The organism is Ensifer sp. ENS02, assembly GCF_014851885.1.
Lineage (GTDB): Bacteria > Pseudomonadota > Alphaproteobacteria > Rhizobiales > Rhizobiaceae > Ensifer > Ensifer adhaerens.
Window position 1 is genome coordinate 59,030 of record NZ_JACVAO010000011.1, and the last position, 22,262, is coordinate 81,291.

Consider the following 22,262-nt stretch of genomic DNA (forward strand, 5'->3'; position numbering starts at 1 on the left):
CTAACTGCGACGACCGGCGGCTGCCGACCGCAGATTGTCGAGCAGCACTGCGAGCAGAAGGATCAGGCCGCGCACGACATACTGGTAGAAGGCCTGGATGTTGAGCAGGTTCATGACGTTTTCGGCAATGCCCATGATGAGAACACCGACGATCACGCCGGTCATCGCCGCCCGGCCGCCGGCAAGCGAGACGCCGCCGAGCACGCAGGCCGAAATGACCGAGAGTTCGAGACCTGTTGCCGCATTCGGCTGGCCTGACGTGATGCGCGAGGCGAGCAGCACGCCGGCAACAGCGCAGACGAGGCCCTGCAGTGCGAAGATCCATATGCGCATGTTGGAGACATTGACGCCGGCGAGGCGCGAGGCTTCCGGGTTGCCGCCGATCGCGAGCGTGTTCTTGCCGAAGACAGTGCGGTTCAGCACGAAACCGAAGACGAGGAAGAAGCAACCCATCACCCAGATTGGCGTAGGGATGCCCAGGAACTTCGACAGTGCCAACTGATAGAAGCTCGGGTCGTTGATGCCGACGGCGCGACCGTCAGACGCAATCAGCGCGAAACCGCGCACGATCTGCATGGTGGCAAGCGTCGTGATCAGCGCGTTGATGCGGAAATGCGCAATCACCACGCCGTTGACGAGGCCGACGAAGCCGCCGCACAGGAGTGCCGCAATCAGGCCGACGAGGATCGAGCCGGAGGCGTTCGATGCCATGACGGCGGCCATGCCCGAGAAGGCGACGGTGGAGCCGACCGAGAGGTCGAAGTCACGCGAGGCCAGGCAGAACATCATCGTGCAGGCGACGATGCCGATGGTGACGACCGACTGCAGCAGGCCGAGCATGTTGCGCTCAGTCAGAAAGTTCGGAACCGTCAGCGCCACGATGGCGAAGGCGACGGCGAAGATGACGACCAGACCCTGTTCGCCGAGAAGAAGTTTTTTCAAGGAAGTCATGACGGCTGAACCTGCTCGGTTGGAACATCGGGAAGGGCGGCGGCGAGGATGCGTCTTTCGTCGAAATCGGTGCGCGCGAAATCGGCGGCGATCCGGCCCTGGCACATGACGAGGATACGGTCGGTAATGCCCATCACCTCGGGCAATTCGCTGGAGATGACGACGATCGCCATGCCCTGACCGGCGAGTTCGTAGAGGATTTCATAGATCTCCGACTTGGCGCCGACATCGATGCCGCGCGTCGGCTCATCGATGATCAGCACCTTCACGCCCTGTTCGGAGAGCCAGCGGCCAAGGATGACCTTCTGCTGGTTGCCGCCGGAGAGATTGATGATGTCCTGCTTGCGGGACGGCGTGCGCACCCGAAGTTTGGCGATGAAGCGGTCCGCCAGTTCCGCTTCCTTCTTGCGGTTGAGGATGCCGAAGGGCGAAAAGTGCCGGCGCGACGAAATCGCCATGTTTTCTTCGATGCTGCGCCCCTGAACGATGCCGTCGAACTTACGGTCCTCTGGGCACAGGACCATGCCGGCGCGGATCGATTGTGGCGGGTTGTCGGCCGGCACGATCGCGTCGTCGATCGTCACGGTTCCCTGGTGGCGTCTGTCTGCGCCATAGACCAGCCGGGTCATCTCGCTGCGGCCAGCGCCGATCAGGCCGAAAAAGCCAAGGATCTCGCCGCGCCGGACCGAGAAGCTCAAGGGTGTCTTCAGCTTCGGACCGCAGATCGCGTCGACGCGCAGACGTTCCGCGCCGAGATCGCGGCCCCGCCAGCCCCAGATGTTGGAGATCTCGCGTCCGACCATCTCGGCGATGATCTGGTCGCGCGTGACCTTGGAAATGTCAGGATGATGGGCGGCAAGCTTGCCGTCGCGCAGCACAGTCAGGCTGTCGCAAAGCCGGAAGATCTCGTCGAGCCGGTGGGAGACATAGAGGATCACGGTGCCATTCGAGCGCAAGCGTTCGATCAGGGCAAAGAGGATTTCGCTTTCGCGGGACGACAGCGACGAGGTCGGCTCGTCGAGCGCGATGACGCGCGCATCAAGCATGACGGCCTTGGCGATCTCGACCATCTGGCGCTCGCCGATCGAGAGCGAGGCGATCTTGGCGGACGGATCGACGTCAATGCCGATTTCCGCAAGCTTCTCGCCGACGACGCGAAGCAACTGGCGTCGATCGATGACCCCGCCCTTGCCGGGGAAGTGGCCGAGCCAGAGGTTTTCGGCGACCGTCAGTTCCGGAACGAGCTGCAGTTCCTGGTGGATGACGATAACACCGGCGCGAAACGCATCGCGCACGGAGCGATAGCCTTGTGCTTCGCCTTCAATACGGATCTCGCCGTTATCGGCGGACTGGTCGCCCGAGAGCAGGCGGATAAGCGTCGACTTGCCCGCGCCGTTCTCGCCCATGAGGCCATGGACGGCGCCCTTGCGCACAGAAAACGAGACATCCGACAGCGCCTGGACGCCGGGATAGCCCTTGGAGATCGATTGGAATTCAAGGAAGTCTTGCATATGCGGCTCCGATACGGAACGCCAGGCAGCCGAGCCGCCGGGCCGATAGAGCGGGATGCGGAAAGTGTGCGCGGTTTTCCGCCCGCATCCCGCTCTAAACTACCAGAATCGATCACGTTGATTGTTTGGGTCGGTCCGACCCAAACAATCGTGATCTCGTGTCGCAAGCAGCGATTACTCGATGCCGAGATCCTTGCGTACGGCCTCGTAGTTGTCGCGCAGCGCAAGCTGGCCGGCGGTCAGGGTCAGCTTTTCCGGTTCCTTGCCGTTGGCGATCCACTCATACATGTTGAGTGCGGTCTCGTAGCCGTGGCGCTTCGGCGAGATGATGACGGTGCCGAAGAAGCCGGTCGCCGCAGGCTTCTTGAACTCGTTGATCGCCGAGTCCGCGCCGCCAATGCCGACGCCGATCATGCTGTCGGGAGCAATGCCGACCGTCTCGGTTGCGCGCACGGCGCCGAGTACCGCTTCGTCATTGAGGCCGATCGCAACCCACTTCTTGATGCCGGCGTTCTTATTGAGCACGATCGTCGAGGCGTTAAGTGCTGCCTCCGTATCGGTCTTGGCCTGCGGCGCGTCGAAGATGTTGGCTTCCGGGAAGCCGTTGGCCTTGAGAACTGAAAGTGCGCCCTCAACGCGGTCGACCGCCGTCGGGAGCTGGTCGTAGGAAACGCGGATCGCGCCGACGTCCTTCATGTCCCAGCCACGCTTCTTGATTTCGTCGACCAGGGCTTGACCAACAGCTTCGCCGATTTTCGTCGCCGAAATGCCCATGTGGGGCACGTCTTCGATCGGGCTGCCGTCGGCGTTGACCAAACGGTCGTCGACCGTCATCAGCTTGAGGTCGTTGGCAGCCGCTTTCGCGACGATGCCGGGGCCGAGCTTGACGTCAGGGGTGCAGACGATGAAGCCCTGCGCGCCCTGGGCGCCGAGATTGTCGATTGCCGACTGAACGTTCTCGCCGTCTTCCGCACCGATCTTGACCAGCGTGAAGCCCTTTTCCTTAGCGGCGACGTCGGCGAACTTCCATTCGTCCTGGAACCACGGCTCTTCCGGCTGCTTGACGATGAAGCCGATTTTGACGTCGGCAGCGAACGCCGAGGTTGCCGCAAACACGGCGACGGTACCAGCCAGAATGGCTGCCTTGATAAAGCGCATGATGTCTCTCCCTGGTGAACTGCCTCCTGCAGTGAGCATTTGTGTATGATGAATCATCATATTCGTCAATTGCCTTTGTATGATGAATGAGATAGTGATGTATAACGATAATGTGCTTCGCTGCGTTGTCGCCTCCAAGCGTCTGCGCTATGGAGCGACAGGGAGACGGGAGCGGGAGGAAAATGGCGGTGGAAGAGCAGGACTACAGCAACGGCGCGCAGGAGCGCGGCCAGCGTCGCCCTCGCGTTCAAAAGAATGTGACGCGCGCCATCGCCTCGGACATCTGCGCCGACGTCTTTCCGGTCGGCTCCTTCCTGCCGCGCGAAAACGACCTTTGCGAACGTTATGGCGTCAGCCGGACCGTCATCCGCGAAACCTTGAAGGTGCTGGAATCGAAGGGCATGGTCCGCGGCCGTTCGCGGGTGGGCACGATCGTCTGCAACAAGGACGAGTGGAACATCCTCGATTCCCAGGTGCTCGAATGGATCGGCGAGCGCATCTTTGAATTCGATCTTTTGAACTGCGTTCTGGAGGCGCGCCGCGCGATCGAGCCGGCGGCCGCTGAGTTTGCGGCCGAACGCGCGACCGTCCAGGAAATTGCCGACCTCGAGCGCGCCTGGCAGGCGATGCGTGACGGCGAGCGCGATGTCGTCGGCTTCACCGATGCCGACGTCGCCTTTCATACCTGCCTGCTCAAGGCCAGCCATAACCAGGTCTTCCTGCAACTCGTCGGCATCATCCAGGCGGCGCTGAAGTTCTCGCTGTATGCCTCCAATGAAGTTGCCGAACGTCGTGACGAAGCAATCGATATCCATGGCGAACTGGTCGAGGCACTGCGTCTGCGCGACAAGGCGAGGGCGCGCGACTGTTCCACGCGCATGCTGGATCTTGCCGCCCGCGACCTCAAGCTTGCCGTAGAACGTCACCGGCCCGCCCCGTCGGCGCGCTGAAACCCCTTCCCGGCGGCCGACGTCGTCGCCTTGTTTGACCCAGCGGATATCGCACCATGAAGATCACCAAGCTCACCACCTACATCGTTCCGCCGCGCTGGCTGTTTCTGAAGATCGAGACCGACGAGGGCATTGTCGGCTGGGGTGAGCCGGTTGTCGAAGGCCGCGCCCTGACCGTGGAAGCCGCCGTCAACGAGCTTGCGGACTATCTGATCGGCAAGGATCCGCTGCTGATTGAGGACCACTGGCAGGTGATGTATCGCGGCGGCTTCTACCGCGGCGGTGCGGTCCACATGTCGGCGATTGCTGGCATCGACCAGGCGCTCTGGGACATCAAGGGCAAGGCCTATGGCCAACCGGTGCATGCGCTGCTTGGCGGCCAGGTGCGGGACCGCATCAAGGTCTATTCCTGGATCGGCGGTGACCGTCCGTCCGATGTCGCCAAAAATGCCCGCGACGTCGTCGCCCGCGGCTTCAAGGCCATCAAGCTCAATGGCTGCGAGGAGATGCAGATCGTCGACACCTGGGAGAAGGTGGAAAAGGCGGTCGAAACCATTGCGACGATCCGCGAGGCGATCGGCCCGCATATCGGCATCGGCGTCGATTTCCACGGTCGCGTGCACCGGCCGATGGCGAAGGTCCTGGCGAAGGAACTTCAGCCCTTCAACCTGATGTTTCTCGAAGAACCGGTGCTTTCGGAAAACCGCGAGGCGCTGAAGGAAATTGCCAACCATTGCTCGACGCCGATCGCGCTCGGTGAGCGGCTCTATTCGCGTTGGGACTTCAAGTCGGTGCTGGCCGACGGCTATGTCGATATCCTCCAGCCGGACCTGTCGCATGCCGGCGGCATCACCGAATGCCGCAAGATTGCTGCGATGGCGGAGGCCTACGACGTGGCGCTGGCACCGCATTGCCCTCTGGGACCGATCGCGCTTGCCGCCTGCCTTCAGGTCGATGCCGTCAGCTACAACGCCTTCATCCAGGAACAGAGCCTCGGCATCCACTACAACGAGGCCAACGACATTCTCGACTACATCTCCAACAAGGAGGTGTTCCACTACGCGGACGGCTTCGTGTCTATCCCGCAAGGCCCTGGCCTCGGCATCGAGGTGGATGAGCAATATGTCATCGAGCGCGCAAAGGAGGGCCATCGCTGGCGCAACCCGATCTGGCGCCACGCCGATGGCAGCGTAGCCGAGTGGTAGGGAGCGCGGGTATGGCGGGTCGTCTTGAGGGAAAACGCGTCGTTGTCACCGGCGCAGCGCAAGGCATCGGCCTCGCGATCGCTGAAGCCTTCCTTGGCGAGGGGGCGGGCCTCTTCCTCATCGACCGTGATGGCGACCTCTTGGCGAGCGAAGCCGAGCGCCTGCGTATGTCGGGCGGGAAGGTCGGCTACGCCACGGCCGATATCACCGATGCCGATGCCATCGAGCAGGTCGTTGTTGCCGCCGCCCGTGAGATCGGTCAGCCGAATGCGCTCGTCAACAATGCCGGCGTCAACGTCTTCTTCGAGCCGTTGAAACTCTCGGATGCCGATTGGCAGCGCTGCTTCGACATCAATCTCAAGGGTGCGTGGAATTGCAGCAAGGCTGTGCTGCCGGGCATGATCGAGGCGGGCGGCGGCGTCATCCTCAATATTGCCTCGACCCACGCCTTCACCATCATCCCGCACACCTTCCCCTATCCGGTCGCCAAACATGCGCTTCTCGGCATGACCAAGGCGCTGGGCCTCGAATATGCCGGGCAGGGCGTGCGCGTGAATGCGCTGGCGCCGGGTTATGTCCGCACGCAGAAGGCCGTGGAATACTGGAACAGTTTCCCCGATCCGGTCGCCGCCGAGGCCGATACCATGAAGCTCCATCCCGGCGGCCGCATCGCAACACCGGAGGAAATCGCCAAGGCTGCACTCTTCATGATCTCGGACGAATGCCCGTTCATGAACGCCACCTGCCTGACGGTCGATGGCGGTATGAGCGTGCTGCACCATCCCTGAAGGGCCACTTCGACAGCTTCCCTCCACTTTTTTCGACCTCCGGCCTCACCAGCCGGAGGTTTTTCTTTGCCTTCACGTCACGCCGGTCATCGCTTGACCTGCACTCGAGGTAATCGGGGAGGACACATGTCCAGGAAATTAAGATCGCAGCATTGGTTTGGCGGACTGGACAAGGACGCCTTCATTCATCGCAGCTGGATGAAGAACAACGGGTTACCCGACGACGTCTTCGACGGGCGGCCGGTGATCGGCATCTGCAACACTTTCTCGGAGCTGACGCCCTGCAATGCGCATTTCCGCGCGCTGGTCGAACACATCAAGGCAGGCGTGCTCGAGGCCGGTGGCCTGCCGCTGGAGTTCCCGGTGTTTTCCTGCGGCGAGTCCAATCTGCGGCCGACCGCCATGCTTTTCCGCAACCTCGCCTCGATGGACGTAGAGGAGGCGATCCGCGGCAACCCTATCGACGGCGTCGTGCTCATGGCGGGCTGCGACAAGACCACGCCGTCGCTGGTGATGGGGGCCGCCTCCTGCGATCTTCCTTCGATTGTCATCTCCGGCGGGCCGATGTTGAACGGCCGCTTCAAGGGTCGCACGATCGGCTCAGGCACCGATGTCTGGAAGTTTTCCGAAGACGTGCGTGCCGGTGTCATGTCGCAACAGGATTTCATGGCGGCCGAAAGCGCCATGTCGCGCTCGCCAGGCCATTGCATGACGATGGGCACCGCCTCGACCATGGCGTCCATGGTTGAAGCGCTCGGGCTTGCGCTGCCCGGCAATGCCGCCTGTCCGGCGGTTGATGCGGGCCGCGCCCGGCTGGCGCGGCTGACCGGGCGGCGGATCGTCGAAATGGTTGCCGAGGACCTGCGCCTGTCGAAGATCCTGACCCGTGACGCCTTCGCCAATGCCATCCGCGTCAACGGTGCGATCGGCGGCTCCACCAACGCCGTTGTGCATCTCCTGGCAATCGCCGGGCGGATTGGCACGAAGCTCTCTCTCGACGACTGGGACCGGCTCGGCCGCGATATTCCGACCATCCTCAACCTCATGCCTTCGGGGCGCTATCTGATGGAGGACTTCCACTATGCCGGCGGGCTGCCCGCCGTCATGAAGGAGATTGCTGCGCTTCTGGAACTCAGCGCCCTGACGGTGACCGGCCAAAGCGTCGGCGCCAACATCGAGTCTGTCGAGAACTACAACGACGACGTCATCCTGCCGCTCGATCGGGCCCTGACGTCGAGTGGCGGCATCGCCGTGTTGCGCGGCAACCTTGCGCCTGACGGCGCGATCATCAAGCCTTCCGCGGCGACCCCGGCGCTGATGCAACACCGCGGCCGCGCTGTCGTGTTCGAAACCATCGACCAATACAAGGCGCGGATCGATGACCCGGATCTTAACATCGACGAGACCTCGATCATGGTGCTGAAGAACTGCGGCCCGAAGGGCTATCCGGGCATGGCCGAGGTCGGCAACATGGCTCTCCCGCAGAAGCTCCTGAAAAAGGGCGTGCGCGACATGGTGAGGATCTCGGATGCCCGCATGTCGGGGACGGCCTTTGGCACCGTCGTCCTGCACACGGCACCCGAAGCTGCGGTTGGCGGCCCGCTGGCCCTGGTAAGGGATGGCGACTGGATTGAGCTCGACGTTGCCGGCCGCCGCCTCCACCTCGACGTGAGCGACGAGGAACTGGCGCGCCGAAAAACCGCCTGGACCGCGCCACCCCCGGAAATGGTCGGTGGTTATCAGGGCCTCTATGTCGAGCGCGTGATGCAGGCCGACACCGGCGCGGATCTCGATTTTCTTGTCGGCGGCCGCGGCCACGCAGTTTCGCGCGAAAGCCATTGAGGAGGCGACGGTGGACGACTTTCGTATCGAAAGCCATCATGGCATCCACGCCATCCTCTACGCGCTTTTCGACAAGGACGAAAAGCTCGATCGTGCCGCCATGCGCCGCCAGACGGAGATCTGCCTGGCAAGCGGCGTGCACGGCATGGCAGGGCTTGGCCTTGCGACCGAGGCCTCCAAGCTCGACGAGGCCGAGCGCATGGCAATCATGGAGTGGCTGGTCGAGGATACGGCCGGGCAGGTGCCGGTCGCCCTGACGATCTTTGGCGCGTCGGTCGAGGAACAGGTGCGCCAGGCGCGCCATGCGGCACGGGCCGGCGCCGACTGGCTGATCCTCCAGCCGCCGATGGTCGGCCAGTTCTCGGCCGCCGAGTACACCCGCTTCTTCGGCCGCGTCGCCGATCAGACCGAGCTGCCGCTTGCCATTCAGAACGCCCCGGCCCTGATGGGACGAGGGCTGACGGCCGCCGATATTCGCGAGCTGGTGCGCCAGCACCCGAACATCCGGCTGGTGAAGGGCGAGGGGCCTGTCGTCGACATCGCCCATCTCATCGAGGTTACCGAGGGACGGCTGCCGGTATTTAATGGTCGTGCGGGCCTCGAGCTGCTCGAGAACCTGCGCATCGGTTGCCACGGCCTGATCCTTGCGCCAGATTCGATCGACTATGCCGTGCGCGCCTACGAGTTCTTTTCAGACGGTTGGGACGAGCACGCGCAAGAGGCTTATCGGCGGATGCTGCCCGGCGTGGTCTTCACCATGCAGGGCATCGAGACGCTGCTTTGTTACGGGAAGCGACTTTTCGGCGAACGGGCGGGCATAACCATCCACGACCGTGCGCCGGCCATGCGACCGACCGCGATTGGCATCGAGATGACCCGCCGCTACGCGGCCGCGATGGGTGGCTTTTCCTGATCGGGGCGACCGGCTATGAACGGGGCGGAGATGCAATGGAGAGAGAGGGCATGAAGGCAATCGCTCGGGAGGATCGCGGCCTGCCTGCTCGCATCGCAGGCGATATTGGCCGCCGCATCACGCTCGGCGAGCTGAAGGTGGGCGATACCCTGCCGAAGGAAGCCGACATGCTGACGACACTCGGTGTCAGCCGCACGACGCTGCGCGAAGCGCTGAAGATCCTGTCGACCAAGGGCTTCATTGAGGCAAAGCCCCGGCTCGGGACACGCGTGCGGGCGGCCGAACACTGGAACACCCTCGATCCCGTCGTGCTTTCGTGGCAAAGTGACGCGGAGGATCAGGCAACGCTTGCCGAAGAACTGTTCGAGCTCCGCCTGTCGATCGAACCGCTTGCTGCACGCCTTGCCGCCAGACGCGGATCTGCGGCCGAGCATGCAGAGATTCGGGCCGCTTTCGCACGAATGGCGGAAGGCGGCGCTCGTGTCGAAGACGCGATCGAGGCTGATATCGCCTTTCACCTCAACATCTTTCAATCCGCCCACAACCGCTTCCTCCTGCCGGTTGCTTCCGTCATTCGGGCAGCGCTCTCCATCAGCATCCCGAAGACGATGGCGGCTACAGGCGGTTTCGGCCAATCCCTGGCCCAGCATGAGGCGATCCTCGTCGCGATCGAAGAACGCGACGAGGACAAGGCATTCGAACGCGCTGCAGCGTTGATCGCGTCGACCTACAAGCGCAATTTCGCCTCCTAACCAGTTGCTCCGGCGATACCGCCCGCAAGTTCGAGATCGTCACCGCGGCTCACGGGGAGACCTGATCCAAGAAAATCAGGCGCAGAGGTTCTTCAAGGAGGGTATCGATTTCGGTCGCGAAGGCTTGAAAATGGGGTGTCGCGAAGTGCGCGTCGAGCGCAAGCTGGTCGGCGAAAGCTTCGCGCATGTAGAAGGTACCGGGCTCATCCCGCAGCTCGAACAAGACATAGTCGAGGTTGCCGGGTTCTGCCCGCGTTGGAGCGATGAGACCAAGCAGGCCTTGCCGGAGGGCCTCGCGTTGGTGCGGTTTGGCCTTCAAAATCGCGATGGAGATTACCTTTTCTGTGGTCATGACGGTTCCTTTCGTCGGGCGCTGGTGCGAACGATCTCGGGGGTGGTTCTGCGGATTGATGGTGTGAACGGGTTTGAAATGCCGTGGGCCGATCGGGGTGCATCGACCACGAGTGACGGTAGTACCGTTCAGCCCGGTCCGATAATCCGTCACGGACAGAAATGTTATTTCGGAGTTGCCGAATAATCCGTGCGCGCGCTGCCGGATAGTCGGCCCCTGTTCCGGCGGCAGGCCGCTGCTGAGAGCAAATCCCCTAGCGTTCGACCGCCGACGTCACCCGCGTTTTCTATGATCGGATGGCGTCGAGGACGGTCTGTATCAGTCGGCCAGACGACACGTTGCGTGGCCTGAGCAAACCGATCTCACGGCTCGGCGCATTCGGTAGCGGTAGCCGGGCGACGCGCAGCTTGTCGAAGAGCGGCGAGCGCCAGTCGGGCATCAGCGACACGCCGAGCCCAGCCTCAACCATCATCGATATGGCTTCCAGTGAATCGAGCTCCAGCCACTCTCGAGGGAGAATTCGCTGGGTTTGAAGGTAGGTATCGGCCAGTCGGCCACCCCAGTTGCTTCTGTCGTATCGAATGAACGGTTGCTCGCGAAGCAGGCGGTCGACGGGGGTCTCTGAAAGGTCCGGGGGGGCCAGTAGTACGAACCGTTCCGACCGGATGAGGTCCCAGTTGAGCGTCTTTGGAATGGGGAAGGGCGGTTTGACAAGGATTGCCGCGTCGATCTTCTCTTCAGCGACACTGTTATAGAGTTCGGCCGACGTGCCCGGCAGCAGGAAGATGTCGATGCCCGGCGTCCTGTCGAAAACCCGCCGCAAGGCGTTCGGAAGCAGGCCGGTCAGAACCGTCGAGATGGCGCCCAGACGGAGCTCTCCGAATGCCTGGTCGTCGCGCGCCACGCCTTTCAGCTGCCTGACTTCGGCCAGAACGCGCCGGCTCTTTTCCAGGATGGCGACGCCCGCTTCGGTTGGCTTCACCCGCCGGCCTGATCGCGCAAGAAGAGGCAGTCCGATCTCGTCTTCCAACGCCTGGATCCGTTGCGCGACCGCCGCTGGCGTGACGCCCATGCGGCGTGATGCCTCGGCGAGCGAGCCATGCTGAACCACCGCCAGAAAGGTTTCGAGAAAGCGCGTTTCCATCGTTTATTTTTACTATCGTCTGAAGGGATAAAAAGGAAGGTGTTTCTTCCGTTTCCGCCTTGGCTTAGTGCCGTCAAACAACAGGAGGAAGAGTTGGATCTTCAGTTGAACAGCAAGACGGCGCTCGTATTCGGCGCCGGTGGTGGGCTTGGCGGCGCGATCGCCAGGTCGCTCGCGGCCGAAGGCGTTTCCGTCGTTGTCGCCGACATCCACGAGGAAAGCGCCACGGCGACTGCAGAGGCAATCAGCGGCGCAGGCGGCAAGGCCATTCCGCTCATTTGGGATATCGGCGACCTTTCCCTGATCGGTCAGAAGCTCGATGCCATAAAAGCTGCGTTCGGACCGGTCGACATCCTTGTCAACAACACCGGGGGGCCGCCCCCAACGCCCGCCGCCGGACAGTCGCCCGACGATTGGTCGAAATATTTCGACCTCATGGTTCGCTCGGTGATCGCGGTCACCGATGCGGTGCTTCCGGGTATGCGCGAGCGCAAATGGGGACGCATCATTACCTCGACGTCCTCCGGCGTCGTCGCGCCGATTGCAAATCTCGGGATATCGAACAGCCTGCGCCTGGCCTTGGTCGGCTGGTCGAAGACCCTGGCGCGTGAGGTTGGTCGCGACGGTATCACCGCAAACATCGTACTGCCGGGGCGTATTGCCACCGGTCGGATCGTCTTTCTGGACGAACAGAAGGCCAAGCGCGAGAACCGCCCCGTCGCCGATGTCACGGCTGAAAGCACCGGGTCGATCCCGGTCGGCCGCTACGGCGATCCGAAGGAATATGGCGACACCGTCAGCTTCCTTGCGAGCCCCCGCGCATCCTATATCACCGGCTCAGTCATCCGTGTCGATGGCGGGCTGATCAACAGCATCTGATGTGCGAGGTTTCTAATGACACTTGAGCCTCACGTCGTTGAAACCCTGAAGAGCGTCTCCACCGCGACGCTCACCACGGTTCTCCTCAAAAAGGGGCTTCGCAACACCTGGCTGCGCGGCACGAAACCACTGAAGCCCGGCCAGGGACGGGTTGTCGGCAAGGCCTTTACGCTGCGCTTTATTCCTGCCCGGGAAGACCTCGCCACGCCTGCGAGCTGGGCGTCGCCAATCTCCACGCGGGCGGCGATCGAAGCGATGCCAGAGGGCTGCGTCGCCGTCGCCGATGCAGTGGGCGTCAGTGATGCCGGCATCTTCGGCGACATCCTGTGTGCCCGCATGGCGAAACGCAAGGTTGCCGGCCTCGTTACCGACGGCGTGATGCGGGACGCCGAGGGGGTGCTGGCGAGCGGCATGAAGGTGTGGTGCAATGGTGTTGCGGCACCGCCTTCAGTCGCAGGCTTGACCTTCGTTGGATGGCAGGAGCCGATCAATTGCGGCGGCGTTGCTGTTCTGCCTGATGATATTGTCGTCGTCGACGACGACGGCGCAGTCCTGATCCCGGCCGCGCTTCTCGAAGAGGTGCTCGCTGAGGCACCCGAGCAGGAGCGTATGGAAGCCTGGATCATGACTGAAGTGGATCGGGGCGTGCCGCTTCCCGGTCTTTACCCGATGAACGCTGAAACGAAGGCCCGGTACGAGGCCTGGAAGGAAAGCCAGAAATGACGTTCAGCACGCAATCCAAGGGCGTCTACGCCATCGCGACGACACCGTTCTTCGAGGACGGCTCGATCGATTTCAATTCGATCGACAAGTTGACAGACTTTTATGAGGAGAGCGGTTGTACCGGCGTCACGATCCTTGGAATCATGGGCGAGGCCCCGAAGCTCGAACCGGAGGAAAGCAGAGCCATCGTCAAGCGGGTGGTCTCCCGGTCGAAGATTCCTGTCATCGTCGGGGTATCCGCTCCAGGTTTTGCCAGCATGCGCTCGCTGGCGCGTGACTCGATGGAGATGGGTGCTGCCGGCGTCATGATCGCTCCGCCACCTGCGCTGCGCACGGATGATCAGATCGTCAACTATTTCGCAGGTGCGGTGGAAGCGGTCGGCGAAGATGTGCCGTGGGTTTTGCAGGACTATCCGCTGACCCTCACGGTTGTCATGGCGCCTGGCGTCATCGCGAAGATCATCACCAACCATTCGTCCTGCCTGATGCTGAAGCACGAGGACTGGCCCGGTCTTGAGAAAATATCAAAGTTGCGCGCCATGCAGAAGGCGGGCGAACTTCGCGAATTTTCCATCCTGTGCGGCAATGGCGGCCTCTTCCTCGACTTCGAGCCGGAGCGCGGTGCCGATGGTGCCATGACCGGCTATGGCTTTCCGGACATGCTTACCGAACTGATGGAGCTTTCTGCGGCCGGGAAGAGGGATGAAGCGCACGATCTATTCGACGCGCACCTGCCGTTGATCCGTTACGAGCAGCAGCTCGGGATAGGCCTTGCCATTCGCAAGCACGTTCTGAAGCGTCGCGGCGTTATCGCCACCGACGCGCAACGCAAGCCAGCCCAGATGCTGACCCCGACAGCGCGGGCGGAAGTGGACTATCTGCTTGCCCGTCTCGCGAGATACGACAGGCGAGCTGCTTTCTAGGCCGCTTTTTCTCCCGGGGCCCCCGTCCGTCTCTGATCTGAAGCGGCGGACGGGTTTTTAAAGGTCGTTCCCGTTCTGCGACTTGTCATTGCGGTCTGTGCTCGCGCTCGCGCGCCTGATACTCTGACCTTGCCGATTGTCGATACACCTGTTTCAGAACGAGGTTTGACGATGCAGGGCCAGGAAACTTTCCTTGAAAGAACGTTGCGTATCGGTGTGATCGTTGTGGTCGCGATCCTGCTTGCGGCGATCCAGTACGTGGTGTCTTCGCGAGGCCTCTATCCCGTTCTCTGAGAGAAAATCGCGACCTCCTGAGCTGGCGGCCTCGGCAATTATCCTTGCGGACTTGAGCTATCTATCGAAAAGCCCCGCCGCCCACGTCGACATGGATGCTGGACGCCGGGGCTTGCCTCACATTCAAGCGAGCGTGTAGGCCGTCTTGACGGTCGTGTAGAACTCGGCGGCGTAGCGCCCCTGCTCGCGCGAGCCATGGGACGAGCCCTTGCGGCCGCCGAAGGGCACGTGGAAATCGACGCCCGCCGTCGGCAGGTTGACCATCACCATGCCGGCTTCGGCATTGCGCTTGAAATGGGTCGCGTGCTTGAGGCTGGTGGTGGCAATCCCCGAGGACAGACCGAAGGGCGTGTCGTTGGCGACAGTGAGCGCCTCATCGTAGTCCTTGACGCGGATGACGGATGCGACCGGCCCGAAGATCTCTTCCCGAGAAATGCGCATGGCGTTCGTCGCTTCGGTAAACAGCGCCGGCTGCAGGTAGAAGCCGGGCGTGTCGCGCTTCAGAAGCTCGCCGCCGAAGGCAAGCTTGGCGCCTTCCTGTCGGCCGATGGCGATATAGTCGGTGTCCTGGTTGAGCTGGCTCTCATCGACCACCGGACCGATCTGGGTGCCGGCCTTCAAGGCGTCGTCGATCACAAGCCCCTTCATCCGTTCGCCCATGGCCGCCACGAAGCGATCATGAATGCCCTCGGTGACGATGAGGCGCGAAGATGCGGTGCAGCGCTGGCCGGTCGAGAAGAAGGCGGAGTTGACCGCCGCCTCGACCGCGACCGCAAGATCGGCGTCGTCAAGCACGACGAACGGGTTCTTGCCGCCCATCTCCAGCTGGTATTTGCGATTGTGTTCGACGGAGGCGAGCGCCACGCGTTTGCCCGTGCCGGTCGAGCCGGTGAAGGTGATGGCGTGAATGTCGGGGCTGTCGAGCATCGCCTGGCCGACGACCGAGCCCTTGCCCATCACGAGGTTCAACACGCCCTTCGGCAGGCCGGCGCGGTTAAGAATGTCGACGATGGCCCAGGAACTGCCGGGCACCAGTTCGGCCGGCTTGAAGACGACGGTGTTGCCGTAGCAGAGTGCCGGCGCGATCTTCCAGGCGGGAATGGCGATCGGGAAGTTCCAGGGCGTGATGATGCCGACGACACCGACCGGCTCGCGGGTGATCTCGACGCCGATATTGGGTCTTGCCGACGGCAGCACCTCGCCCGCCAACCGCAGGCACTCGCCGGCGAAGAAGTCGAAGATCTGGCCGGCGCGCACCGTCTCGCCGATGCCTTCGGCCAAGGTCTTGCCTTCCTCACGCGACAAGAGCTTCCCGAGTTCGTCCTTGCGCGCAAGGATCTCGTCGGCGGTCTTCCTCAGGATCGCGTGGCGCTCGAGAATACCCGAGCGCGACCAGGCCGGAAACGCCGCCTTGGCGGCCGCGATCGCTGCGCGCGCATCCTCGGCTGACGCGCGGGCGTATTCGCCGACCACGTCGTTGGTATCGGACGGGTTGATGTTGCGGAACGCTTCGCTACCGGCGATCCATTCCCCATCGATCAGGTTTTTCTGCACCATATCTATCCTCCGCGGCGCTCACACTTTGATCATGTCTCTGCTTATCGGATGCGATGGATCCGGCAGAAAGAACAATCTTTCGACCCCGCCATTGCCAAAACGGCAAACCTAAATTCCGACCCGAGCGTTGCCGTATCGGCAATACCAACCGCTAAAAATTGTGCTTTATGAGATGCCAAATTCCATCATCATCGCTCCCATAACAAGCAAGGGGAACGATATGTCTCGTTTTATGATGAACCGCCGAGGTTTCCTTTCGAATGCGGCCGCAATGGGCGCGATTGCCGCAACCCATAGCCTCATCAATGTTTCACCAGGCCTTGCGGCCGATTCCGCGACGATACGCATGCAGCTCGGTTGGCTGCCATCGAACGGGCTTCTCGGAGAGCTCGTGGCCCGCAAGAAGGGTTACTACGCCGAGAAGAGCATAGAGCTCGAAATCGTGCCCGGCGGACCGAATGTCGATGGTGTTGCGGGTGTTGCCGTTGGCCAGTCGACCATCGGTCAGATTTCCTCCAGCCCGTCAGTCATGCTGGCTCGTTCGGCCGGCGCACCGATCAAGGCATTCGCCGCCGGCTACCAAAAACATCCCTTCGCCTATTTCTCTCGCAAGGCAAATCCGATCGCCAAGCCTCAGGACATGATTGGCAAGACGATCGCCGCGATCCCGACCTCGGTCATTCTTCTGCGCGCGCTTCTCGCCAAGAACGGCATATCGGAAGACCAGGTCAAGATCGTCAACATGGGCTCGGACATGAACCAGCTCGTGACCGGCCAGGCCGATGCGGTCTGTGGCTGGCTGACGAACGTCAACGCCCTGAAGGTGCTTGGGGATGACCGGGTCGATCTGACGCTCTGGGATGGCGGTATCCGGCTTTATGCCAACGTCTACTATACCACCGACGACCAGTTGCAAAATCACGCGGACCAGCTCGCAGCCTTCGTATCCGGTTCGGCGCGCGGGTGGGGTTATGCCCGCGACCATCAGGAAGAGGCCGTCGACATCCTGCTTGAATCCTACCCCAACCTCGACAAGGCGAGCGAGCTGGAGGCCATCGGACCGCTGATGAATTTCGTGTTCAACGAAACCACCGCGAGCGAGGGTTGGGGAGGCATGGACCAGGCAAACTGGGCGGAGCAAATCAAGACCTATGCGGACCTCGGCCAGTTCACAGGTCCGGTTCCCAACGTCGACGACGTCTACACAATGGCAATCCTGGATGCGACGGCCGATGTCCGCAAGAGCGTAGGATAAGGCGATGTTGGAAACGCTTATCAGACCCGGCCAGGCTTCGCTCGGCAACGCCGCGGTGTCGGTGAAGAACCTTCACATTCGCTTTGGCGCGGATGATTCAGGCTTCACCGCACTCTCCGATGTCTCGGTCGAGATACCGGCCGGCTCGCTCGTGACCATGCTCGGCCCATCCGGCTGCGGCAAGTCGACTTTGCTGCGTACCGTCGCGGATCTCGTGCACATCACCGACGGTTCGGTGTCCGTCCATGGCCAGACACCGCGCAAGGCGCGCGAGGGGCGCGATTTCGCCTTCGTCTTCCAGGAAGCGACGCTGCTGCCGTGGCGCAATGTGATCGACAATGTGCGTCTCCCGCTGCTGGTGGGAAAACGCGAACCGGGCGCGACCTATGCCGATCCGGAAGAGCTTCTCGCCCTCGTGGGCTTGAAGGGGCGCGAGAAGGCGATGCCGCACGAATTGTCGGGCGGCCAGCGCCAGCGCGTGGCGATCGCCCGGGCACTGGTGACCCGCCCGCGTATTCTCTTGATGGACGAGCCTTTCGGCGCGCTCGACGAGATCACGCGCGACAAGCTGAACGAAGAACTGCTGCGCCTCTGGCAGGAAACCGGCACGACGATCCTCTTCGTCACCCATTCGATCCCCGAGGCCGTCTTCCTCGGTCAACATGTGCTGATGCTCGCCGCCCATCCCGGCCGCGTCAAAGAGTTCATGAAAGTCGACTTGCCCTACCCGCGAACTCTCGCGATGCGCGACACGGTCGAGTTCATCCAGGTGACCGCCCACCTGCGCAAACTTTTGGGAGAATGCTGATGGCGAATGCCCTTCCTTCACAGGCGGAAGGCCGCGCTTTGACCGACGGCAACCGGTTCCGGATACTCGATGGTCTTGCCGCTGCGATCCTGCGACATCTTCCGGCGACACTCGCGATCCTTGGCTGCATCCTTTTGTGGCAACTCGTCGTCTGGGGTTTTTCGGTGCCGACCTTCATGGCGCCCGGACCGGTCGACGTCATCAAGGCCTTCGGCGAAAACGCCGGCGTGCTCTGGACGAACTTCTGGCCGACGCTCATGGAGGCCGTTCTCGGTTTTATCTTCGGCAATGTCATCGCCGTCCTTCTGGCGGTCTGGTTCGTCTATAGCCCGCTCGCGGAACGCGCCTTCTATCCGATCGCCGTCATCATCAAGTCGATCCCGATCATCGCGCTTGCCCCGATCCTGGTGCTGCTTGTCGGCAACGGCATCGCGCCGAAGATCATCATCGCCGGCCTGATCTGCTTCTTCCCGACGCTGGTCAACATGGTGCAGGGACTGAAGTCGGCGAGCCCCGCAATGCTAGACCTGATGCGCATCCTGTCTGCCAGCAATTCCGAAATCTTCTGGAAGGTTCGCCTGCCGGGCTCGCTGCCCTTTCTCTTCGCCGCGCTGAAGATTGCGGCAACCAGCAGCGTGATGGGCGCGATCGTCGCCGAATGGATCGGCTCCAGCTACGGTCTCGGTGCGCTGATCATCGAGGCGACCTACAATTTCCGCTCGCCGCTGCTTTACGCGACGGTGGTGATTGCGGCCTCGCTTGCCGTGGTTCTCTTCTTTGCCGTCTCCTACGCGGAATCGAAGATCGTCCGCTGGAAACCGACGACGGACCACTGACCCCCAAACCCTTTGCTGCCGGACCTGGATAACCGGGTCCGGTCCACCGACGAAGTCACTGGCTGTGAGCTCCTCACATTTCGCCGGACACGTCCCCTATGGAGGAACGACCATGGAAACAATCAGAGAACCCCTGCGCAATGCCCGGGTCGTCGACCGCTCGGACGTCGTCGTCGTCGGCGGTGGACCGGCTGGGATCTCCGCCGCGGTTTCGGCGGCACGCACCGGAGCCAGCGTCACGCTTATCGAACGCTATCCCTATGTCGGTGGCCTTGCCGCAGGCGGTATGGTTCTGGTGCTCGACGACATGGTCAACGGCGTCGAAATCACCGTGCGTGGCATCTGCATGGAAATGATCGAACGGATGAAGACGCTCGGCCTTTGCGTCACGCCGACGGATGGCGACCGCCAGCTCGATATTCGCGATACGCCGGAAGCCTGGCAAAGATGGGCGCGCTGGGGCCTGTTCGACTTCCACACGCCGTCTGCGCCGCACCCGATCTGCTATGCGGCCGCCTTCGATCCGGACGCCTTCAAGCGCGTCTCCTATGACATCCTGCGCGAATCCGGCGTGAAGCTGAGGACCCATAGCTGGTTCTCCTCGGCGATCGTCGAGAACGGCACGATCAAGGGTGTGGTTTGCCAGACGAAATCCGGCCGCGAGGCCATCATGGGCGACGTCGTCATCGACGCCTCGGGCGACCTCGACGTCGCGGCCGATGCCGGCGCCCAGCATACGGACGGCAATTTCATCCTGACGACGGTTTCCCGCTGGGGGGGCATCGACACTGAAGCCGCCGAGCGCTTCGAATTTGAGGAACCCGAAAAGTTCAAGGCAATCGACCACGAGGCCAAGCGTTTGATTGGCGGTTGCTGGTCGTTCTGGTGGCTGAAGACCCCGCTGCCGGGCGTCATCTGGCTCAACTGCCCGCACATGCCGAAGCTCTCTGGCCTCCGTGTCGAAGACTTAACCTATGCGGAACTCGAGGGCCGTGGCCGCATTGCCCGCCTGCTCGACTTCGCCCGCGCCAACCTGCCGGGCTTCGAAAATGCCCATGTGATCGACTTTGCGCCGCAGACGGGCGTGCGCCAGTCGCGACTGCTCCAGGGCGAATATGTCGTCACCAAGGACGACGTGATGAACCGCCAGCACTTCACCGACACAGTGTGCCGTGGCCGCGACTACTACACGCCCTATAGGGCCATGCTGCCCAAGGAGGTCGATCAGTTGATCGTCGCAGGCCGGCATTATTCCGCGACCATTCAGGCGCAAAAATCGAGCCGCGAGATCCCGCCCTGCATGGCGATGGGCGAGGCGGCCGGTGTTGCCGCCACCGTCGCGCTCAATGCCGGCGTCAAGGTGCGAGACGCCGACGTCAAGGCGATCCAGAAGCAGCTGCGGGCGCAGGGCGCCGATCCCGGCGACGTACCATCCGAAAATGCAACCTATCTGGAGGCCGCAGAATGACGTCTCTTCCCCTCGACGGTATCCGCGTCGTCGACTTTACCCAGGTCATGCTTGGCCCGTGCTGCACGCAGATGCTGGCCGATTACGGCGCCGAGGTCATCAAGGTCGAAAAGGCCAAGATCGGCGACCTCTCGCGCTGGTCGCTGGGCTCCGACCCGGATGGCCTCAACAATCCGGTTTTCTCCTCGCTCAACCGCAACAAGAAGAGCCTTGCACTCGACCTCAAGCAGGACGAGGCGCGGGCAGCCGTCCGCGCGCTGATCGACACTGCCGACGTGGTCGTCAACAATTTCCGTCCTGACGTCATGGAGCGCATGGGTTTCGGCTATGAAGAGCTGAAGCGGACAAACCCACGGCTGATCTACGCCGTCGGCACGGGCTTCGGCCTTGAAGGCCCCTACCGGCACAAGGGCGGGCAGGACATCTTGGCGCAGGCGCTTTCGGGCGTCATGCGGCGCAAGTCCGACGCGAGCCATCCGCTGTCGATCTACGCGACGCCGCTTGCCGACTACTCGGCCGGCATGCACCTGGTGCAGGGCATTCTGCTTGCCTTGCTGCATCGCGAAAAGACCGGGCACGGCCAGCAAGTGGCGGTCAGCCTCTACAGTTCGATGCTCGCCATGCAGATGCAGGAAGGCACCACGCACATGATGCGGGAAAAGGACCTGAACTGGGGCGCCTTCCCGCTGACGGGCGTGTTCGAGACGACCGACGGCGCCATCGTCATGGTCGGTGCCTTCAAGCAGAATCCGCTGCGCGACATCTGCAATGCCCTTGAGATCGAGGACCTGTCCCTCCAGCCGCAATTTGTCGATTTCGACGCGCAGATGCAGCGCCGTCCGGATTTGCAGCAAATCTTCCGCGAGGCGTTCGCAAAAAACAGCAGCGCCCATTGGCTCGGCCGCTTGGAACAGGTGGACATTCTCTGCGCACCGGTACGCTCGCTTCCCGAAGCCCTTAACGACGAGCAGACGACGATCAACGGCATGATCCTGGACGCGGGAGAGACGAAGGCCGGTCCGATCCGGCTGGTTGGTTCGCCGATCGACATGTCGGCGGCGACCGTGACGGTTCGCATCGCGCCGCCGACGCTCGGCGAGCACAATGACGAGATCCTTTCGGGGCTTTCGGTTCGTCAGGGAGATGCGGCATGAGCGTCACCTTCGTGGTAGAGGATCGCGTCGCAAGCGTCACTCTCAACCGTCCCGAGCGGATGAACGCGGTGTCTGCCGCAACCGAGCGCGAACTGGATGCGATCTGGGAGGAGATCGAAGCACGCGACGACATCAGCTGCGTCGTCTTGACGGGCGCCGGCGAACGGGCGTTCTGCGCCGGGGCGGATCTGAAGGGGGCTGAAAAGACCGGCCTTGATTACTGGACCGAAAGCCGGCCGAACGGCTTTGGAGGACTGGCCTTTCGCCGCTCTCTGGATGTTCCTGTCATCGCGAGGGTCAATGGCTATGCGCTCGGTGGTGGATTCGAGATGGTTCTAGGCTGCGATATTGTCATAGCTTCGACGGAGGCGGCCTTCGGCCTGCCCGAGGCTCGCGTCGGGCGCCTGCCGCTCGATGGCGGCATGGTGCTTCTTCAGCGCAGGATCCCGCACAACCTTGCCATGGGTGTGCTGTTGACCGGTCGGCGGTTCTCGGCCGCCGAGATGCACGCCTTTGGTATCGTCAACGAACTTGCCGAACCGGGCGAGCTCGACGCGGCCGTCTCCCGCTGGGTGAAGGAAATCGTCGCCTGTGCGCCGCTTTCGCTGCGCGCCATCAAGCAGACGGTCAATCGCACCGGACACCTGTCTCCGGCGGAAGCCCAGGCATTACGCACGCCCGCGCTTGTGAAGGCGCTGAACAGCGAGGATGCGCTGGAAGGTGTGCGCGCTTTTCAGGAGAAGCGCGCGCCCGTTTGGAGGGGACGGTGAGCGTGTTATAGGTCGGGGCCCAGGGGAGG

Annotated in this window: 22 protein-coding genes; 16 read left to right on the forward strand and 6 right to left on the reverse strand. The window is 62.4% G+C overall.

Translation table 11 applies throughout. From position 1 onward, the window contains the following. From araH to IB262_RS23325, 3 genes are all read right to left on the reverse strand, one after another. The gene (gene araH / locus IB262_RS23315; RefSeq protein WP_029742703.1) at positions 1-951 is read right to left on the reverse strand and encodes an L-arabinose ABC transporter permease AraH; all 951 of its coding nucleotides are present in this window, start codon (positions 949-951) and stop codon (positions 1-3) included. Further along, entirely contained in the window at positions 948-2,462 is a 1,515-nt protein-coding gene (gene araG / locus IB262_RS23320; protein WP_060603421.1) for an L-arabinose ABC transporter ATP-binding protein AraG, read from the reverse strand. Before araG ends, araH begins: the two co-directional genes overlap by 4 nt. Before the next feature lie 174 nt (positions 2,463-2,636). Then, positions 2,637-3,620 carry an arabinose ABC transporter substrate-binding protein gene (locus IB262_RS23325; protein ID WP_192493854.1) on the reverse strand — a complete coding sequence of 328 codons (984 nt, stop codon included), beginning with the start codon at positions 3,618-3,620 and terminating at the stop codon, positions 2,637-2,639. A 182-nt stretch (positions 3,621-3,802) separates the two neighbouring features. Between IB262_RS23325 and IB262_RS23330 the strand changes: the two genes are divergently transcribed. The 6 genes from IB262_RS23330 (at position 3,803) to IB262_RS23355 (ending at position 10,070) form a co-directional block, all read left to right on the forward strand. After that, the gene (locus tag IB262_RS23330; protein WP_090301412.1) at positions 3,803-4,570 is read left to right on the forward strand and encodes a FadR/GntR family transcriptional regulator; all 768 of its coding nucleotides are present in this window, start codon (positions 3,803-3,805) and stop codon (positions 4,568-4,570) included. 56 nt (positions 4,571-4,626) lie between these two features. Beyond that, positions 4,627-5,775 (forward strand): galactonate dehydratase, encoded by a 1,149-nt coding sequence (gene dgoD, locus IB262_RS23335; protein WP_192493855.1) that lies wholly within the window; start codon positions 4,627-4,629, stop codon positions 5,773-5,775. 11 nt (positions 5,776-5,786) lie between these two features. After that, entirely contained in the window at positions 5,787-6,563 is a 777-nt protein-coding gene (locus IB262_RS23340) for an SDR family oxidoreductase (protein WP_060520869.1), read from the forward strand. 126 nt (positions 6,564-6,689) lie between these two features. Beyond that, positions 6,690-8,405: an L-arabinonate dehydratase gene (gene araD / locus IB262_RS23345; protein ID WP_192493856.1), complete on the forward strand. Its 1,716-nt coding sequence runs from the start codon at positions 6,690-6,692 to the stop codon at positions 8,403-8,405. Between the two features lie 10 nt (positions 8,406-8,415). Beyond that, entirely contained in the window at positions 8,416-9,318 is a 903-nt protein-coding gene (locus tag IB262_RS23350) for a dihydrodipicolinate synthase family protein (protein ID WP_192493857.1), read from the forward strand. 50 nt (positions 9,319-9,368) lie between these two features. After that, a complete protein-coding gene (locus tag IB262_RS23355; protein ID WP_192439358.1) occupies positions 9,369-10,070 on the forward strand; it encodes a FadR/GntR family transcriptional regulator in 702 nt (233 codons plus the stop codon). 49 nt (positions 10,071-10,119) lie between these two features. Here the strand turns inward: IB262_RS23355 and IB262_RS23360 are convergent, their stop codons facing one another. Both IB262_RS23360 and IB262_RS23365 read right to left on the reverse strand, forming a co-directional pair. Further along, entirely contained in the window at positions 10,120-10,422 is a 303-nt protein-coding gene (locus IB262_RS23360) for a putative quinol monooxygenase (RefSeq protein ID WP_060520872.1), read from the reverse strand. Positions 10,423-10,708: 286 nt separating this feature from the next. Next, positions 10,709-11,566, reverse strand: a complete 858-nt coding sequence (locus tag IB262_RS23365) for a LysR family transcriptional regulator (protein WP_192444984.1) — start codon at positions 11,564-11,566, stop codon at positions 10,709-10,711. A 93-nt stretch (positions 11,567-11,659) separates the two neighbouring features. On the opposite strand from IB262_RS23365, the gene IB262_RS23370 reads away from it, so the two are divergent. From IB262_RS23370 to IB262_RS36500, 4 genes are all read left to right on the forward strand, one after another. Further along, a complete protein-coding gene (locus tag IB262_RS23370) occupies positions 11,660-12,445 on the forward strand; it encodes an SDR family oxidoreductase (RefSeq protein ID WP_246802703.1) in 786 nt (261 codons plus the stop codon). Between the two features lie 15 nt (positions 12,446-12,460). Next, positions 12,461-13,168 carry a ribonuclease activity regulator RraA gene (locus IB262_RS23375; RefSeq protein ID WP_060603431.1) on the forward strand — a complete coding sequence of 236 codons (708 nt, stop codon included), beginning with the start codon at positions 12,461-12,463 and terminating at the stop codon, positions 13,166-13,168. Then, positions 13,165-14,091, forward strand: coding sequence for a dihydrodipicolinate synthase family protein (locus tag IB262_RS23380; RefSeq protein ID WP_112984499.1), 927 nt, complete (start codon positions 13,165-13,167; stop codon positions 14,089-14,091). The genes IB262_RS23375 and IB262_RS23380 overlap by 4 nt, the downstream gene beginning before the upstream one ends. 171 nt (positions 14,092-14,262) lie before the next feature. Further along, a complete protein-coding gene (locus tag IB262_RS36500; protein WP_255381371.1) occupies positions 14,263-14,385 on the forward strand; it encodes a hypothetical protein in 123 nt (40 codons plus the stop codon). Positions 14,386-14,508: 123 nt separating this feature from the next. Here IB262_RS36500 and IB262_RS23385 read toward each other — a convergent pair whose 3' ends face one another. Then, positions 14,509-15,942, reverse strand: coding sequence for an aldehyde dehydrogenase family protein (locus tag IB262_RS23385; RefSeq protein WP_192493859.1), 1,434 nt, complete (start codon positions 15,940-15,942; stop codon positions 14,509-14,511). A gap of 220 nt (positions 15,943-16,162) precedes the next feature. Between IB262_RS23385 and IB262_RS23390 the strand changes: the two genes are divergently transcribed. The 6 genes from IB262_RS23390 (at position 16,163) to IB262_RS23415 (ending at position 22,233) form a co-directional block, all read left to right on the forward strand. Next, positions 16,163-17,197 (forward strand): ABC transporter substrate-binding protein, encoded by a 1,035-nt coding sequence (locus IB262_RS23390; RefSeq protein ID WP_192493860.1) that lies wholly within the window; start codon positions 16,163-16,165, stop codon positions 17,195-17,197. A 4-nt stretch (positions 17,198-17,201) separates the two neighbouring features. Beyond that, positions 17,202-18,005 carry an ABC transporter ATP-binding protein gene (locus IB262_RS23395; RefSeq protein WP_034796056.1) on the forward strand — a complete coding sequence of 268 codons (804 nt, stop codon included), beginning with the start codon at positions 17,202-17,204 and terminating at the stop codon, positions 18,003-18,005. Continuing rightward, a complete protein-coding gene (locus tag IB262_RS23400; protein ID WP_034796058.1) occupies positions 18,005-18,841 on the forward strand; it encodes an ABC transporter permease in 837 nt (278 codons plus the stop codon). Before IB262_RS23395 ends, IB262_RS23400 begins: the two co-directional genes overlap by 1 nt. 112 nt (positions 18,842-18,953) lie before the next feature. Then, positions 18,954-20,309, forward strand: coding sequence for an FAD-dependent oxidoreductase (locus tag IB262_RS23405; protein ID WP_113188472.1), 1,356 nt, complete (start codon positions 18,954-18,956; stop codon positions 20,307-20,309). After that, entirely contained in the window at positions 20,306-21,463 is a 1,158-nt protein-coding gene (locus tag IB262_RS23410; RefSeq protein ID WP_060518083.1) for a CoA transferase, read from the forward strand. The genes IB262_RS23405 and IB262_RS23410 overlap by 4 nt, the downstream gene beginning before the upstream one ends. Beyond that, a complete protein-coding gene (locus tag IB262_RS23415) occupies positions 21,460-22,233 on the forward strand; it encodes an enoyl-CoA hydratase-related protein (RefSeq protein WP_192493861.1) in 774 nt (257 codons plus the stop codon). Before IB262_RS23410 ends, IB262_RS23415 begins: the two co-directional genes overlap by 4 nt. Positions 22,234-22,262 lie beyond the last annotated feature (29 nt).